Here is a 14835-nt window from a genome sequence, read left to right as displayed (position 1 = left end):
GCGTTAAGATTCCAGTCGACTCACCCGGGCGGGCGCAATGCGGCGAATTCGTCGGTGACGCGAAGTTCGGAGTCGGTGAACCGGTATCGGGCCGCCGGACGGCCCCCGCTACGCCCCGATCGGGCGGTGGTACCGGTGCGGGTGATCACCCCGCGGCGCACCAGCACCCGCTGCAGATTGGTGGCATCGACCTGGTAGCCCAACACCACGCTGTAGATGTCGCGCAGCGTGGACAAGATGAATTCCGTTGGCGCCAAGCCGAATCCGATGTTGGTATAGGACATCTTGGCGACCAGACGACTGTGTGCGTGCGCCACCATCGGTCCGTGGTCGAACGCCATGGCCGGCAAGGCGTCGACCGGATGCCAGTGGGTGTCGCTCGGCAGCTCCGGGTCCGCGGGGGAGGGCACCAAGCCCAGAAAGGTCGAGGCGATGGTGCGCACGCCGGGCACCCGGCGCGGGTCGGAAAACACAGCCAGCTGCTCAAGGTGGGCGATCTCACGTAGGTCGACCTTTTCAGCCAGCTGGCGTCGGGCCGACGCCGTGACATCCTCGTCATTGCGCAGCAGGCCACCGGGCAGTGACCAGCGCCCCGACTGCGGTTCGCGCGCGCGTTCCCACAGCAGCACATTGAGTCTGGGGCGGCGCTGATCAAGGCCGCCAACCTGGAAGACGACGGTGAGCACTTCGTGCGCGGTGCTAGTATGGACCACGTTTTCGATTATAAGTCGAAAACCTGTTTTGAGAAGGAGTCACTCATGACCACCCTCACCGACAGCGGTGTGCGGGCAAGCAGCCTGGCCGACCGCATCGTGAACTCGCCGGCCGGCTACAGCGGTATCGAACCCGACGAGGAGTGGGTGGCCGAGGTTCTCCGGCTCAAGAAGGAACGCAACGCGACGATCCTCGCCCATAACTACCAACTGCCGGCGATCCAAGACATCGCCGACCACGTCGGGGACTCCCTGGCGCTGGCCCGGATCGCGGCCACCGCCGACGAGGACACCATCGTGTTCTGCGGTGTGCACTTCATGGCCGAGACGGCCAAGATCCTGTCCCCGGACAAGACGGTGCTGCTGCCCGACACCCGGGCGGGCTGTTCGCTGGCCGACTCGATCACCGCCGAGGAACTGCAGGCCTGGCGCGACGAATACCCGGACGCGGTCGTGGTGTCCTACGTGAACACCACCGCGGCGGTCAAGGCACTGACCGACTACTGCTGCACCTCTTCGAATGCCGTCGATGTGGTCAACGCGATCGATCCGGACCGCGAGGTGCTGTTCCTTCCCGACCAGTTCCTGGGCCAGCACGTCAAGCGGGTCACCGGCCGCGACAACCTCCATATCTGGGCCGGCGAATGCCACGTGCACGCAGCCATCAACGGCGACGAGCTCGCGGAGAAGGCCCGGGCCAACCCCGACGCCGCACTGTTCGTGCACCCCGAGTGCGGCTGCGCGACGTCGTCGCTGTACCTGGTCGGCGAGGGCCATTTCCCCGAGGAGCAGGTCAAGATCCTGTCCACCGGCGGGATGCTCGAGGAGGCCGCGCGCACCGGGGCCCGCAAGGTGCTGGTTGCCACCGAGGTCGGCATGATCCACCAGCTGCGCAAGGCGGCGCCGCAGGTCGACTTCGAGGCCGTCAACCGCAAGGCGGCCTGCAAGTACATGAAGATGATCACCCCGGCGGCCCTGCTGCGCAGCCTGACCGAGGGCGCCGACGAGATCCATGTCGACCCCGAGACGGCGCGTCTGGCAGCCCGCAGCGTGCAGCGGATGATCTCTATCGGACACTCCGTCCCGGTCAGCAAGTGACCCCTGGTCCCAGCTGGCAGCAGCGGGCCGATGTCGTGGTCATCGGCACCGGTGTCGGCGGGCTGGCGGCGGCGCGAGCCGCGTACCGCGCCGGGCGTGAGGTGGTGGTACTCAGCAAGTCCGCCGCGGGCTCAGCCGCCACGGCGACGCACTACGCCCAGGGCGGGATCGCAGTGGTCCTGCCCGGCAATGACGACTCGGTGGCCGACCACGTCGCCGACACCCTGGCCGCCGGCGGCGGATTGTGCGACCGCGAGGCGGTGACCTCGATCGTGGCCGACGGTTATCGTGCGGTCTGTAACCTGGCCGGCTCGGGTGCGGTGTTCGACCAGGGCCGCGACGGCCACTGGGCGCTCACCCGCGAAGGCGGGCACTCCCGGCGCCGCATCATTCATGCCGGCGGCGACGCCACCGGCGCCGAGGTGCAGCGTGCGCTTGACCAGGCCGCCGCCGCACTTGATGTTCGCTGCGGTCAGGTGGTGTGTGAGATCCTGCGCGACGCCGACCGCGTCACCGGCGTGCTGGTGGCCAACGCCGACGGTATCGGCGTGATTCACACCCCGTCGGTGGTGCTGGCCACCGGCGGTCTGGGGCATCTGTACCGGGCGACCACCAATCCCGGTGGGGCGACCGGCGACGGGCTGGCCCTGGCGCTCTGGGCCGGTGTGGCGGTCAGCGACCTGGAATTCATCCAGTTCCACCCGACCATGCTGTTCTCGGGAGTCGCCAACGGCCGCGGCACCGGCGGGCGCCGGCCGCTGATCACCGAGGCGGTGCGCGGTGAAGGCGCCAGGCTGATCGACGCCCGCGGCGCCTCGATCACCGATGGGGTGCACCCGATGGGGGATCTGGCCCCGCGCGACGTGGTGGCGGGAGCTATCGACGCGCGGCTGCGCGAAACCGGCGACGAGTGCGCGTATCTCGATGCGCGCGGGATCGACGGCTTCGCGCAACGCTTCCCGACCGTCACCGCGGCCTGCCGCGACGCCGGGATCGACCCGGTGCGTCAACCGATTCCGGTGGTTCCCGGCGCGCATTACAGCTGTGGTGGGGTGGTCACCGACATCGCCGGCCGCACCGAGTTGCCCGGTCTGTTCGCCGCGGGCGAGGTGGCCCGAACCGGCATGCACGGCGCCAACCGGCTGGCGTCCAACAGCCTGCTGGAAGGTCTGGTGGTCGGTGACCGCGCGGGCGCTGCGGCCGCAGCTCACTCGGTATCAGTGGGTGGCTGCGACGCGGTGGTGGGCGAGCCCGCCCGGCACACGGCACTGGACCGGCAGACGCTGCAGGACGCGATGTCGCGCGACGCCTCGGGGGTCCGTGACGTGCATGGCCTCACCCGACTGCACGAGCTGCTGGGCGGCGCCGGTGCCCGCCAGGTCACCGACCGGGCCGGTGTCGAGGACGCCGCACTGACCTTGGCCGCCCGCGTCGTCACAGCGGCGGCGTCGGCGCGCGCCGAAAGCCGGGGCTGCCACCACCGGTCCGACTGCCCGGACCCCGATCCTGGTCAGGCCCGTAGTTCCACCATCCGGCTGCGCGACGGGTTTGTCGCGCTCGAGACACCCGCGGGGGTCGCATCGTGACGTTGTCCGAGACCGAACTCGACGAGGCGCGCCAGGTCATCGGCCGCGCGCTCGATGAGGACCTGCGTTACGGGCCCGATGTCACCACCGCCGCAACGGTTCCCGCCGGTGTGACGGCCGAAGCGGCCATGGTCACGCGGGCGCCCGGGGTGATCGCCGGGGTCGACCTGGCCCTCCTGGTGCTCGACGAGGTCCTCGGAGCCGACGGCTACCAGGTGTTGGACAAGGTGACCGACGGCAGCCGACTGCCGGCCGGCGCACCGGTACTGAGCCTCAAGGCCGACACTCGTGGCCTGCTGACCGCCGAACGCACCATGCTCAACCTGGTGTGCCACCTGTCCGGGATCGCAACGGCCACCGCGGCTTGGGTCGACGCCGTAGACGGCACGTCAGCGCGCATCCGCGACACCCGCAAGACGCTGCCCGGCCTGCGGCTGCTGCAGAAGTACGCGGTACGCGTCGGCGGCGGGGTAAATCACCGGATGGGCCTGGGCGATGCCGCGCTGATCAAGGACAACCATGTGGCCGCGGCGGGTTCGGTGGCCGCGGCGCTGCGGGCGGTGCGGGCGGCAGCGCCCGACGTGCCCTGCGAGGTCGAGGTCGATTCACTCGAGCAGTTCGACGAGGTGCTCGCCGAGGGGCCCGAGCTGGTGCTCCTGGACAACTTCGAGGTCTGGCAGACCCAGATGGCCGTGCAGCGACGCGACTCGCGCGCCCCCGGCGTACTGCTGGAGTCCTCGGGCGGGCTGACCCTCGACAGCGCGGGAGCCTACGCCGCCACCGGAGTCGACTACCTGGCCGTGGGAGCCCTCACCCATTCGGTGCGAGTGCTCGACATCGGCCTGGACATGTAAGTCAGGTGGCCCCGCTGCCGCTACCGCCATCCCCGTCTGCTCGGTTGTGCGGTTTCATCCGCGACGCGCCGCCCGCTGCGGATGAAACCGCACACTCGCGATCCCGGTGTGACGATCAGGCGCCGGAGTCCGGGGCAATCAACTCCACGGTCGGGAAATAGCTGCGATACCGACGAGCATCCCGAGTTACCAGGCCGAGTCGGTCCACCGCCGCGTGCGCGCCGATGTAGAAATCTGGTAGCGGTGATCTCCGTGCGCCGCCCCGCGAGCGGTAGGCCAGAAACGCGCGCGCTGCGACGAATCCGGCCGGATAGGGCAGCGGAGCCCTGCGAAACAGGGCCTCGGGCAGAGCCTCGTCGAGTTCCTCGACCGTGTCGTAGTTGGCGGAGACCTCCGCGTAAACCAGGGGATTGATCAGCAACGGCACGGTCCGCGCCGCGGTGCTCAACGCCTCGGACGACCACCCGAACCACCGCGGATCCTCGGTGGCGACGTCGAGCAGCACGTTCGAGTCGACCAGGTAGCCGGCGGGGCGGCAGGGCTCAGTCACGGGTCAGGCGCAGCAACTCATCGGTCGACATCCTGCGATGGCCGGTTCCGCGGAGAACGGCAACCGCGTTGTCGCCTCGATCGGGTCGGCCGGATCGTCGCGGTGCGAGCGTCACCGTCCCGTCGTCATCGATGAAGTCGACCTCGGTATCGGGCAATAACCCGTACCGTTCCCGGATGTGCTGAGGAATAGTCACCTGGCCCTTGCTGGTGATTCGCATCTTACGATCCTACTCTTACTCGGCGCGGTAAGAATCAGGCGCGAGGCATCGACGTGACCCGGTAAGACAGGACCGGGCGGCCGGATCCACGCATGGGCGCTGTGAATGACGACGGGTCCCCGTACCGCATGACTGCACTGACGGGTTCGGGGGTGCCTACTGGCGTCGCCCGCCCGCCTACCTGGATCCGACAGTGCAAGCCGACATGTCGCTCCTGGCGATGACGCCGGAAGCCCGGCACCGCGATCTCCTCGATCAGCGAGACCTGGACTCTCGGCTACCGCCCTGTCGTCGCTGACCTGCCGCCCGCTGACATCAGCTGATGTCAGTGACCAGCACCGCGACTTTGCGGTTCTGCAGCCGCACGGCCCACGGCAGGGACCCATCGGCCGTACCGGCTGGCAGGATCCGCGGGTTGGTCAGGTGCAGTTCACTGCGGAACAACCGCACGTCGGCCTCCCCGGCGGCCACCACGTTCTTAACCCAGTCGGCCATGCCGTGGCCCAACGCCACAGCCAGCAGGTCACCCTTGCGGTAGGTCGTCACCACCGTCTCGTAGGGATTGCCGGACTTACGGCCGCGGTGCTTGATTACCGACGTGCCGGGAAGGAACCGGGACAGCGGCTTGACCACCGGGTTCATGTATTTGATCTGCAGCCGGTCCAGCCACGGCGGGAACACCACCGGCAGCTTGGGCTCATCCCCGGCACTCTTGTCGCCAGCCATACGGACTCCGTTCCTCGTGGTGTTTCAGGTGATGTCTGCGACCAGTATCCCGACCCGCCGGGACCCCAACCGGGTGATCCACGGCAGGCCGCTGGTGTCGCCGCCGACCGGCACGATCCGCGGGTTGGTGACGCGAACGTCGCGCCGGAACAGGTGTACGTCGGCCTCCCCGGCGGCCAGCACGTTCCTGACCCAGTCGGCTTTGCCGTGGCCGAGCATGATAGCCAGCCGCGGGCCCTTGCAGAAGGCGCGTACGACGGTGCGGTACGGGTTGCCGGACTTTCGGCCCCGATGGTCGATCACCGCGAAGGTAGGGAGGTGGAATCGTTTGACAACGGGGCTTTCGATGGTGCGCTGCAGGTAGTCCAGCCAGTCCGGAAAGATGTAGGGGACCCCGGGAACGCTCTTGGGGTGGTCCCTGGTGGGCATACCGTGCTCCGTTCTCGAAGTTCACAGCTCGATTTCCCACCCTAGCCGGGTTCGACCGGACCGGCGTTGAAGCGGCGCGCAGGACGGCTTTCGGGGTCGGCCGAGCTTGGCGATAATCACTTGAGCCCCTCTGGGACAATGGACGGCGTGAACACCGGCCTGATGGCACGCATCGACCTGCGCGGCACCGAACAGTCGGACCTATCGAAGGCCCAGCTGCGCGCCACCCTGCCGCGGGGCGGTGTGGATGTGGAGGCGGTGCTGCCGCGGGTGCGCCCGATCGTCGAGGCGATCGCCGAACGTGGCGCCGCCGCAGCATTGGAGTTCGGCGAATCATTCGACCGGGTGCGACCGGACACGATCCGGGTGCCGGCGGCGGCATTGGAGCGTGCGCTGGCCGAATTGGACCCCGCCGTACGCGCCGCCCTGGAAGTCGCGATCAGCCGCGCCCGGGCGGTGCACTCCGATCAGCGGCGCACCGACACCACCACCACGCTGGCCCCGGGCGCCACCGTCACCGAGCGCTGGCTTCCGGTCGAGCGGGTGGGCCTGTACGTACCCGGCGGCAACGCGGTCTACCCGTCCAGCGTGGTGATGAACGTCGTCCCGGCCCAGATCGCCGGTGTCGAGTCGCTGGTGATCGCCAGCCCACCCCAGGCCGCCTTTGCCGGTCTGCCGCATCCCACGATCCTGGCCGCCGCCCGGTTGCTCGGCGTGACCGAGGTGTGGGCGGTCGGCGGTGCGCAGGCGGTGGCGTTGCTGGCCTATGGCGGTACCGACACCGATGGGGGCGAGTTGGCGCCGGTCGACATGGTCACCGGCCCCGGCAACATCTACGTCACCGCGGCCAAGCGGCTGTGTCGCTCGCAGGTGGGCATCGATGCGGAGGCCGGACCCACCGAGATCGCGATACTCGCGGACAACACCGCGCACCCGGCGCACCTGGCCGCGGACCTGATCAGTCAGGCCGAGCACGATGAGATGGCCGCCAGCGTGCTGGTCACCACCAGCCCCGAGTTGGCCGACGCCACTGACCGCGAGGTGACTGCCCAGCTGCAGACCACCGTGCACCGCGAGCGGGTGACCACGGCACTGTCTGGACCGCAGTCGGCGATCGTTCTGGTCGACGATTTGGACGCCGGAATCCGGGTGGTGAACGCCTACGCTGCCGAGCACCTTGAGATCCAGACCGCCGATGCCGCGGCAGTGGCGACCCGAATCCGTTCCGCCGGTGCGATTTTCGTCGGCCCGTACGCACCGGTCAGCCTCGGTGACTACTGCGCCGGTTCCAACCACGTGCTGCCCACCGCGGGCAGTGCGCGGCACTCCAGTGGACTGTCGGTACAGACGTTCCTGCGCGGCATCCACGTCGTCGACTACACCGAAGCTGCGCTCAAAGATGTCAGTGGGCACGTGATCGCGCTGGCCACGGCCGAAGATCTCCCCGCACACGGCGAGGCGGTTCGACGGAGGTTCGAGCAGTGAGCGCTACACCGTCCCGTCCGGGCGCGCAGATCAGCCTGGCGGATCTGCCGCTGCGCGACGACCTGCGCGGCAAGTCGCCCTATGGTGCGCCGCAACTGGAGGTTCCGGTGCGGCTCAACACCAACGAGAACCCGCACCCGCCGAGCGCGGCGCTCATCGACGACGTGGCGCGCTCGGTGCGGGAGGCGGCTGTGGAGCTGCACCGCTATCCCGATCGCGATGCGGTGGCGCTGCGCACCGACCTGGCCGCCTATCTGACCACCCAGACCAGCGTCGAGGTGGGGCCGGACAATGTGTGGGCAGCCAACGGCTCCAACGAGATCCTGCAGCAGTTGCTGCAGGCGTTCGGCGGACCGGGCCGCAGCGCGATCGGCTTCGTGCCGTCGTACTCGATGCACCCGATCATCTCCGACGGGACCCAGACGCGGTGGCTGGCCGCCAACCGGACCACCGACTTCGGGCTGGACGTCGATGTGGCCCGCGCCGCTATCGCCGAGCACCACCCCGACGTGGTGTTCGTCGCGTCGCCCAACAACCCTTCCGGACAGAGCATTCCGCTCGAGGATCTACAGGACCTGCTCGAAGCCTCGCCCGGGATCGTGATCGTCGACGAGGCCTACGGCGAGTTCTCGTCGCAGCCCAGCGCGATCGCGCTGATCGATGACTACCCGGCGAAGCTGATCGTCAGCCGCACGATGAGTAAGGCGTTCGCGTTCGCAGGTGGCCGGCTGGGCTACCTGGTCGCGGCTCCGGCGGTGATCGATGCGATGTTGCTGGTTCGCCTTCCGTATCATCTGTCGGTGGTCACCCAGGCAGCCGCCCGCGCCGCACTCCGTCACGCCGACGACACCCTGGGTAGCGTCGCGCAGTTGATCGCCGAACGCGACCGCGTCTCAGCCGAGTTGTCCGCCATGGGGTTTCGGGTCATTCCCAGCGACGCCAACTTCGTGCTGTTCGGCCAGTTCGCCGACGCGCCCGCGACCTGGCAGCGTTACCTGGATGCCGGCATCCTCATCCGCGATGTCGGTATCCCCGGCTACCTGCGGGCTACCACCGGGCTTCCGGAGGAGAACGACGCACTGCTCGCCGCCAGCAAACAGCTTGCGGCCACCGAACTCGCCCAACCGTCATTAGGAGCATCATGACCCGCCGCGCCCGGGTGCAACGCGCCACCCGCGAATCCGACATCACGGTCGAACTCGACCTGGACGGCACCGGCATCGTTGACATCGAGACCGGCGTGCCGTTCTTCGATCACATGCTGACCGCACTGGGCAGTCACGCCAGCTTCGATCTGACGGTGCGCGCCCGCGGCGACGTCGAGATCGAGGCCCACCACACCGTCGAGGACACCGCGATCGTGCTCGGACAGGCGCTGGGCGAGGCGCTGGGCGACAAGAAGGGCATTCGCCGATTCGGCGGCGCGTTCATCCCGATGGACGAAACGCTGGCCCACGCCGCTGTCGACGTGTCGGGCCGACCGTACTGCGTGCACACCGGGGAACCGGATCACCTGGCGCACACCACGATTGCTGGAACGCAGGCGCCCTACCACACCGTGATCAACCGGCACGTGTTTGAGACGCTGGCGTCGAACGCACGCATCGCGCTGCACGTGCGGGTGCTCTACGGGCGCGATCCGCACCACATCACCGAGGCCCAGTACAAGGCGGTCGCGCGTGCGCTGCGCCAGGCCGTGGAGCCCGACCCTCGCGTGACCGGCGTGCCGTCCACCAAGGGCGCCCTGTGAGTAGCTCTCCCAGGGTGGTGATCCTGGACTACGGTTCGGGGAATCTGCGCTCCGCCCAGCGGGCCCTGCAACGGGTCGGCGCCCAGGTCGAGGTGACCGCCGACGCCGACGCCGCCACCGACGCCGACGGCCTGCTGGTGCCGGGCGTCGGGGCGTACGCGGCGTGCATGACCGGGCTTCGCAAGGTCAACGGCGACAAGATCATCGCCGAACGAGTGCAGGCCGGCCGGCCGGTACTCGGCGTGTGCGTCGGGATGCAGATCCTGTTCGCACACGGAGTCGAGTTCGGGGTGGATACCGCCGGCTGCGGCCAGTGGCCGGGCGCGGTCACCCGGCTCGATGCCCCGGTGATCCCACACATGGGCTGGAACGTCGTGGACTCCGCGGCCGGCAGCACCCTGTTCGCCGGTCTGGACGCCGACACCCGGTTCTACTTCGTGCACTCCTACGCCGCGCAACGGTGGGAGGGGCGTCCAGAGGCTTTGGTGACCTGGGCGACTCATCAGGTACCGTTCGTGGCGGCTGTCGAGGATGGGCCATTGGCCGCCACCCAGTTTCACCCCGAAAAGAGTGGGGATGCCGGGGCGACACTGTTGAGCAACTGGGTGGAGGCACTGTGAGTACTGCTGTGAACAAGGCGCTGGTTCTGCTGCCGGCCGTCGACGTGGTCGATGGCCGTGCGGTTCGTCTGGTGCAGGGCAAGGCCGGCAGTGAGACCGAGTACGGTTCGGCGCTGGACGCCGCGCTGGGCTGGCAGCGCGACGGCGCGGAATGGATCCACCTAGTCGATCTGGATGCCGCTTTCGGGCGCGGATCGAACCGTGAGCTGCTTGCCGATGTCGTTGGGCGCCTTGATGTGAAGGTCGAATTGTCCGGCGGCATCCGCGACGACGACACGCTGGCGGCGGCGCTGGCCACCGGCTGCGCCCGGGTGAATTTGGGCACAGCGGCCCTGGAGAACCCGCAGTGGTGCGCGCGAGCGATCGCTGAGCACGGCGAGAAGGTCGCGGTCGGGTTGGACGTGCAGATCGACCCCGATCACCCCGACGGCATCCACCGGCTGCGGGGCCGCGGTTGGGAGACCGACGGCGGTGACCTGTGGCCGGTGCTGGAACGTCTTGACCGCGAAGGTTGTTCGCGCTACGTGGTCACCGATGTGACCAAGGACGGCACGCTGGGCGGCCCGAACCTGGAGCTGCTCGGCGCGGTCACTGACCGCACCGACGCCCCGGTGATCGCCTCCGGGGGAGTGTCGAGCCTGGATGACCTCCGGGCGATCGCCACGCTGGTCGGCCGCGGCGTCGAGGGCGCCATCGTCGGCAAGGCGCTCTACGCGGGTCGCTTCACTCTGCCCGAGGCGCTGTCCACGGTGCAGGAGTAGGCCGACATGGCGCTGGACACCGCGGATCTGGGCGCGCTGGTCGCAGCGGCGTCGCGGATCCTCGATGTCGCCGCCGAGCCTTTCCTCGCCGGCCACCGGGCCGACTCTGCGGTCCGCAAGGGCGCCAACGACTTCGCCACCGAGGTCGACCTGGCCTTGGAACGGCAGATCACCGAAGCGCTGGTGGCCGATACCGGAATCGGGGTGCACGGCGAGGAGTTCGGTGGGCCCCCGATCGATTCGCCGCTGGTGTGGGTGCTCGATCCCATCGACGGGACGTTCAACTACGCCGCCGGATCGCCGATGTCGGCGGTCCTGCTGGGGCTGCTGCGCGACGGTGAGCCGGTCGCGGGGCTGACCTGGCTGCCCTTCGCCGACCAGCGCTACACCGCGGTCGCCGGTGGCCCGCTGATTCGCAACGGGGTGGCGCAGCCGCCACTGAAAACCGTTGACTTGGCCGACTCGTTGGTCGGCATCGGCACCTTCAACGTCGAGTGGCGCGGCCGGTTCCCCGGCCGCTACCGACTTGCGGTGCTCGAAGGCCTGACCCGGGTGACCTCGCGGACCCGGATGCACGGCGCCACCGGAATCGACTTGGCCTATGTCGCCGACGGGACCCTCGGCGGGGCGATCAGTTTCGGCGACCACATCTGGGACCACGCTGCCGGTGTGGCCATGGTGCGGGCGGCCGGCGGCATCGTCACCGACCTGGCCGGCGCAGCGTGGACGGCCCGCTCGGATTCGGCACTGGTCGCCGCGCCCGGGGTACACGATCAGATCCTCGAGATCCTCAGGCGAGTCGGCGCACCGGGGGACTACTGAGATGGATAAGCCCAGCGGTTCAGCGAGGCTCGACGCAGGAGAGGCGAAGCTGGGACCGATGCATAAGCACAGCGGTTCAGCGAGGCTCGACGCAGGAGAGGCGAAGCTGGGACCGATGCATAGGCACAGTGATGTAGCGGTACGGGTCATTCCGTGTCTGGACGTCGACGGCGGCCGCGTCGTCAAGGGCGTCAATTTCGCCAACCTGCGCGATGCCGGCGACCCGGTCGAGCTGGCCGCGGCCTATGACGCCGAGGGAGCCGACGAGCTGACCTTCCTCGATGTGACGGCGTCGTCGTCGGGCCGGGCGACCATGCTCGAGGTCGTCGCACGCACCGCCGATCAGGTGTTCATCCCACTGACCGTCGGCGGCGGAGTACGCACGGTCGCCGACGTGGACGTGTTGCTGCGCGCCGGCGCGGACAAGGTATCGGTGAACACCGCCGCGATCGCGCGCCCGGAACTGTTGGCGGAGCTGTCCCGCCAGTTCGGTTCCCAGTGCATCGTGTTGTCGGTCGACGCCCGTACCGTCCCGGCCGGTTCGCCGCCCACCGCTTCCGGATGGGAGGTCACCACCCACGGTGGCCGGCAGGGCACCGGTATCGACGCGGTCGAGTGGGCGATTCGCGGTGTGGAGCTCGGCGTGGGGGAGATCCTGCTGAACTCGATGGATGCCGACGGAACCAAAGCCGGATTCGATCTGTCGATGCTGCGCGCGGTTCGGGCCGCGGTGAACGTACCGGTGATCGCCAGCGGGGGAGCCGGTGCGGCAGAGCATTTCGCCCCGGCGGTGGGTGCTGGTGCCGATGCGGTCCTGGCCGCCAGCGTCTTTCATTTCCGGGAACTCACCATCGGCCAGGTCAAGGCCGCAATGGCGGCAGAGGGGATCACGGTGCGATGAGTCCGATGTCCCTGGATCCGGCGATCGCGGCGCGACTCAAGCGCAACCCCGACGGGCTGATCGCAGCAGTGGTGCAAGAGCGCGGCAGCGGCGACGTCCTGATGGTCGCCTGGATGGACGACGAGGCGTTGGCCCGCACCCTGGCGACCCGTGAGGCGACGTATTTTTCGCGTTCCCGCAATGAGCAGTGGATCAAGGGCGCGACGTCAGGCCACACCCAGTACGTGCATGCGGTGCGACTGGACTGCGACGGTGACACGTTGCTGCTGACCGTCGATCAAACCGGTGGTGCCTGCCATACCGGTGATCACAGCTGTTTTGACGCGGACGTGTTACTCGGTCCCGCAGATTGATTCGCGCATAGCTGCGTAGCGGTATGCTGGCCGATTGTGAACTCCGACGAGCCTGATGACTGGTACCAGTTGGAGCACGAGCCGCGTCCCAGGGGTTTGGAGTTGGAGCGGCTGTCGCTCCAGATCGACTCGCACTATGCGCAGGGCACCGTTAGCGACATCGAGGCACACATGCCGCGCGACGGATCGCGGATAGTCGCGCTGACAAACCAGCTCAGTGAATCGCAGGCGCACCTGGAGTCCGCGTCGGCGAAGTTCAATGAGTTGGCCTCGGCGATTCCGGGCGACATTGTCGATCTAAGTGATCGGCTGTCCGGCATCCTCAACGGAGCGGTTGCAGAAGCAGACGACATCCGCGCGGAGGCGCAGCACTTCGCGGACGAACTGCGCGCCGCGGCCGAGAACGAAGCCGCGGCGATTCTCGCAGACGCCGAGGCGCAGCGCCGGGAGGCGGCTGAGCTGCGGGCCGAGTTGGAAACCCAGCACAAGCAGCTACGCGCGCAAGCCGCTCACCTGCGGCGACAGGCCGTTCTCAGTGCCGCCGAGATCATGAAGGAAGCCGAGAGCCACGCCTCGGCGATCTTGACCGAGATGAATCAGGCGATCACCAGCCACGTCGCCGACGCCCAACGGCGCTTGGCCGAACTCATCGACGCGCGCGCGAAAATCGTCGGCCAGATAGAGCGCACAACGGGTCAAGTTAATCGCGCGAATCAAGTTAACGCAGAAACTCACGTGAATGCTTCTCTTCAGGCTGATCGCGAATCTGCTTTGTCCGGCCGAGAAACTTGGTTTCGCGAAAATCGCCCGCACTGAACCACTGCGCTGCCATTTGAATCATCGGTGACACCTCCGCGCCTGTCTGCTACGATTCCCCGCGCGGCAGCTATCGTGCAATAGCCGACTTGCTTTCATTAGCAATTACGTTCGGCCAGAAGCCGGGTAGCGCCCGGCAGACGACCAGGTCTTGTCGGGAGAAGGGGTCAGTCGCGGATGCTGGATATTCCTGAATTCGAAACTCAGCTTCGCGGGTTCGATCGCAATGAGGTCGCTGATTACCTTGGTCGGCTTCACCATAGAGTTGAAATTCTGCGCGACCGCACTAAATCCCTGGACTCGGCCAGGGGGCACGCTCGATCCGACTGCGAACGGCTTTCCGCCGAGATCGCGCGGCTGCAGAATGACCTCGCGCAGCGGACTGCCGAGGCCGAGGCAAAGCGTCGGGAACTCATTGCGGAAATGACGCAGCTGCACAGCCAGTTCGAACAGATCACGGCACCGGTCGACACCGTCGAGGGGATGTCGGATCGCATCGCCCGGATGATGCGTATCGCCTCAGAGGAAGCCCGGCGCACCAAGGAACTGGCCCACCAGGAGGCGGAATCGCTGAGCGGGGACCTGCGCAAGCAGTTGATCGCCGCCAGAGCCGACCGGGCGGCCGCCGCCGCGGAACTGGCCGAATTGCAGGCCTCGGCCAACATGCGCCGGACGAAGATCCTGGAGATCGCGACGGCACAGGCCCAGGAGATTCTGCGGCTGGCGCATGAGGAGCGCGACCGCATCGCCGAGGAGACTGAAGAAGCCGAGCGCACCCGCCGTGCGGTGTACCAGCGCCTGGCCGAGGAGGAAGAACGCCACCGCCTGGCAGCGCACGAAACGCTCGACGAGCAATTGAAGCTGGCCTGGGAGGAAGACGAGCGTCACCGCGCTGAGGCGCAGCGTCGGCTGGACCAGAATTTGCGGGCGGGCTGGGAACAGACCGAGGCCGCTATCGCCAAGCTCGAAACGGAGGCGCAGTGGGAGGCTGCAACACTGGTCGCCACCGCGCAGCACGAAGTCAAGGTGATCAGTGAACGCGCTCAAGCGGAAGTGGATCAGCTGAAGCAGGAGCGCACCGAACTCGTCGGCGACCTGAAGCTGATCAAGAACTGGATCAATACCCGTTAGGGGACCCCACACGGTCGCCG

Annotated in this window: 18 protein-coding genes; 13 read left to right on the top strand and 5 right to left on the bottom strand. The window is 68.0% G+C overall.

Annotated elements, in window-relative coordinates:
* Nucleotides 1-20 precede the first annotated feature (20 nt).
* Nucleotides 21-713 carry an NUDIX domain-containing protein gene (locus N416_RS0116020; protein ID WP_024443115.1) on the bottom strand — a complete coding sequence of 231 codons (693 nt, stop codon included), beginning with the start codon at nt 711-713 and terminating at the stop codon, nt 21-23.
* A 45-nt stretch (nt 714-758) separates the two neighbouring features.
* Here N416_RS0116020 and nadA point away from each other — a divergent pair, with 45 nt between their 5' ends.
* Genes nadA through nadC form a run of 3 tightly spaced genes read left to right on the top strand, consistent with a single transcriptional unit; the run spans nt 759 to nt 4251 of the window.
* A complete protein-coding gene (gene nadA, locus N416_RS0116015) occupies nt 759-1811 on the top strand; it encodes a quinolinate synthase NadA (protein ID WP_024443114.1) in 1053 nt (350 codons plus the stop codon).
* A complete protein-coding gene (locus N416_RS0116010) occupies nt 1808-3397 on the top strand; it encodes an L-aspartate oxidase (protein ID WP_024443113.1) in 1590 nt (529 codons plus the stop codon). Before nadA ends, N416_RS0116010 begins: the two co-directional genes overlap by 4 nt.
* Complete coding sequence (gene nadC / locus N416_RS0116005; protein WP_024443112.1) at nt 3394-4251, top strand: carboxylating nicotinate-nucleotide diphosphorylase; 858 nt, start codon at nt 3394-3396, stop codon at nt 4249-4251. Before N416_RS0116010 ends, nadC begins: the two co-directional genes overlap by 4 nt.
* A gap of 115 nt (nt 4252-4366) precedes the next feature.
* On the opposite strand, the gene N416_RS0116000 is transcribed toward nadC, so the two are convergent.
* The 4 genes from N416_RS0116000 to N416_RS0115985 form a co-directional block, all read right to left on the bottom strand.
* Complete coding sequence (locus N416_RS0116000; RefSeq protein WP_024443111.1) at nt 4367-4801, bottom strand: type II toxin-antitoxin system VapC family toxin; 435 nt, start codon at nt 4799-4801, stop codon at nt 4367-4369.
* On the bottom strand, nt 4794-5021 hold the full coding sequence (locus N416_RS0115995; RefSeq protein WP_024443110.1) for an AbrB/MazE/SpoVT family DNA-binding domain-containing protein: 228 nt from the start codon (nt 5019-5021) through the stop codon (nt 4794-4796). Before N416_RS0115995 ends, N416_RS0116000 begins: the two co-directional genes overlap by 8 nt.
* A gap of 315 nt (nt 5022-5336) precedes the next feature.
* Nucleotides 5337-5747 (bottom strand): nitroreductase family deazaflavin-dependent oxidoreductase, encoded by a 411-nt coding sequence (locus tag N416_RS0115990; RefSeq protein WP_024443109.1) that lies wholly within the window; start codon nt 5745-5747, stop codon nt 5337-5339.
* A 24-nt stretch (nt 5748-5771) separates the two neighbouring features.
* Nucleotides 5772-6176, bottom strand: coding sequence for a nitroreductase family deazaflavin-dependent oxidoreductase (locus N416_RS0115985; RefSeq protein ID WP_024443108.1), 405 nt, complete (start codon nt 6174-6176; stop codon nt 5772-5774).
* Between the two features lie 159 nt (nt 6177-6335).
* Here N416_RS0115985 and hisD point away from each other — a divergent pair, with 159 nt between their 5' ends.
* The 10 genes from hisD to N416_RS0115935 all read left to right on the top strand — a co-directional run bounded on the left by hisD (nt 6336) and on the right by N416_RS0115935 (nt 14815).
* Nucleotides 6336-7661 (top strand): histidinol dehydrogenase, encoded by a 1326-nt coding sequence (gene hisD, locus N416_RS0115980; protein ID WP_196805147.1) that lies wholly within the window; start codon nt 6336-6338, stop codon nt 7659-7661.
* Nucleotides 7658-8806 carry a histidinol-phosphate transaminase gene (locus tag N416_RS0115975; RefSeq protein WP_024443106.1) on the top strand — a complete coding sequence of 383 codons (1149 nt, stop codon included), beginning with the start codon at nt 7658-7660 and terminating at the stop codon, nt 8804-8806. The genes hisD and N416_RS0115975 overlap by 4 nt, the downstream gene beginning before the upstream one ends.
* Nucleotides 8803-9411, top strand: a complete 609-nt coding sequence (gene hisB / locus N416_RS0115970) for an imidazoleglycerol-phosphate dehydratase HisB (RefSeq protein WP_024443105.1) — start codon at nt 8803-8805, stop codon at nt 9409-9411. Before N416_RS0115975 ends, hisB begins: the two co-directional genes overlap by 4 nt.
* Entirely contained in the window at nt 9408-10031 is a 624-nt protein-coding gene (gene hisH, locus N416_RS0115965; protein WP_024443104.1) for an imidazole glycerol phosphate synthase subunit HisH, read from the top strand. Before hisB ends, hisH begins: the two co-directional genes overlap by 4 nt.
* 20 nt (nt 10032-10051) lie before the next feature.
* Nucleotides 10052-10792 (top strand): bifunctional 1-(5-phosphoribosyl)-5-((5-phosphoribosylamino)methylideneamino)imidazole-4-carboxamide isomerase/phosphoribosylanthranilate isomerase PriA, encoded by a 741-nt coding sequence (gene priA, locus N416_RS0115960; protein WP_024443103.1) that lies wholly within the window; start codon nt 10052-10054, stop codon nt 10790-10792.
* A 6-nt stretch (nt 10793-10798) separates the two neighbouring features.
* Nucleotides 10799-11614 carry an inositol monophosphatase family protein gene (locus N416_RS0115955; RefSeq protein WP_024443102.1) on the top strand — a complete coding sequence of 272 codons (816 nt, stop codon included), beginning with the start codon at nt 10799-10801 and terminating at the stop codon, nt 11612-11614.
* Between the two features lie 115 nt (nt 11615-11729).
* A complete protein-coding gene (gene hisF, locus N416_RS0115950) occupies nt 11730-12515 on the top strand; it encodes an imidazole glycerol phosphate synthase subunit HisF (protein WP_024443101.1) in 786 nt (261 codons plus the stop codon).
* Nucleotides 12516-12520: 5 nt separating this feature from the next.
* Nucleotides 12521-12868, top strand: a complete 348-nt coding sequence (hisI, locus tag N416_RS0115945) for a phosphoribosyl-AMP cyclohydrolase (RefSeq protein WP_024443100.1) — start codon at nt 12521-12523, stop codon at nt 12866-12868.
* Between the two features lie 36 nt (nt 12869-12904).
* Nucleotides 12905-13684: a hypothetical protein gene (locus N416_RS0115940; RefSeq protein WP_024443099.1), complete on the top strand. Its 780-nt coding sequence runs from the start codon at nt 12905-12907 to the stop codon at nt 13682-13684.
* Between the two features lie 177 nt (nt 13685-13861).
* Nucleotides 13862-14815: a hypothetical protein gene (locus N416_RS0115935; protein WP_024443098.1), complete on the top strand. Its 954-nt coding sequence runs from the start codon at nt 13862-13864 to the stop codon at nt 14813-14815.
* The last annotated feature ends 20 nt before the right edge of the window (nt 14816-14835 follow it).

The sequence above is a fragment of the Mycobacterium sp. UM_WGJ genome (assembly GCF_000455125.1).
GTDB lineage: Bacteria > Actinomycetota > Actinomycetes > Mycobacteriales > Mycobacteriaceae > Mycobacterium.
The sequence above is the reverse complement of the archived record's forward strand: the minus strand, read 5'-3'. Positions and strand labels throughout refer to the sequence as shown.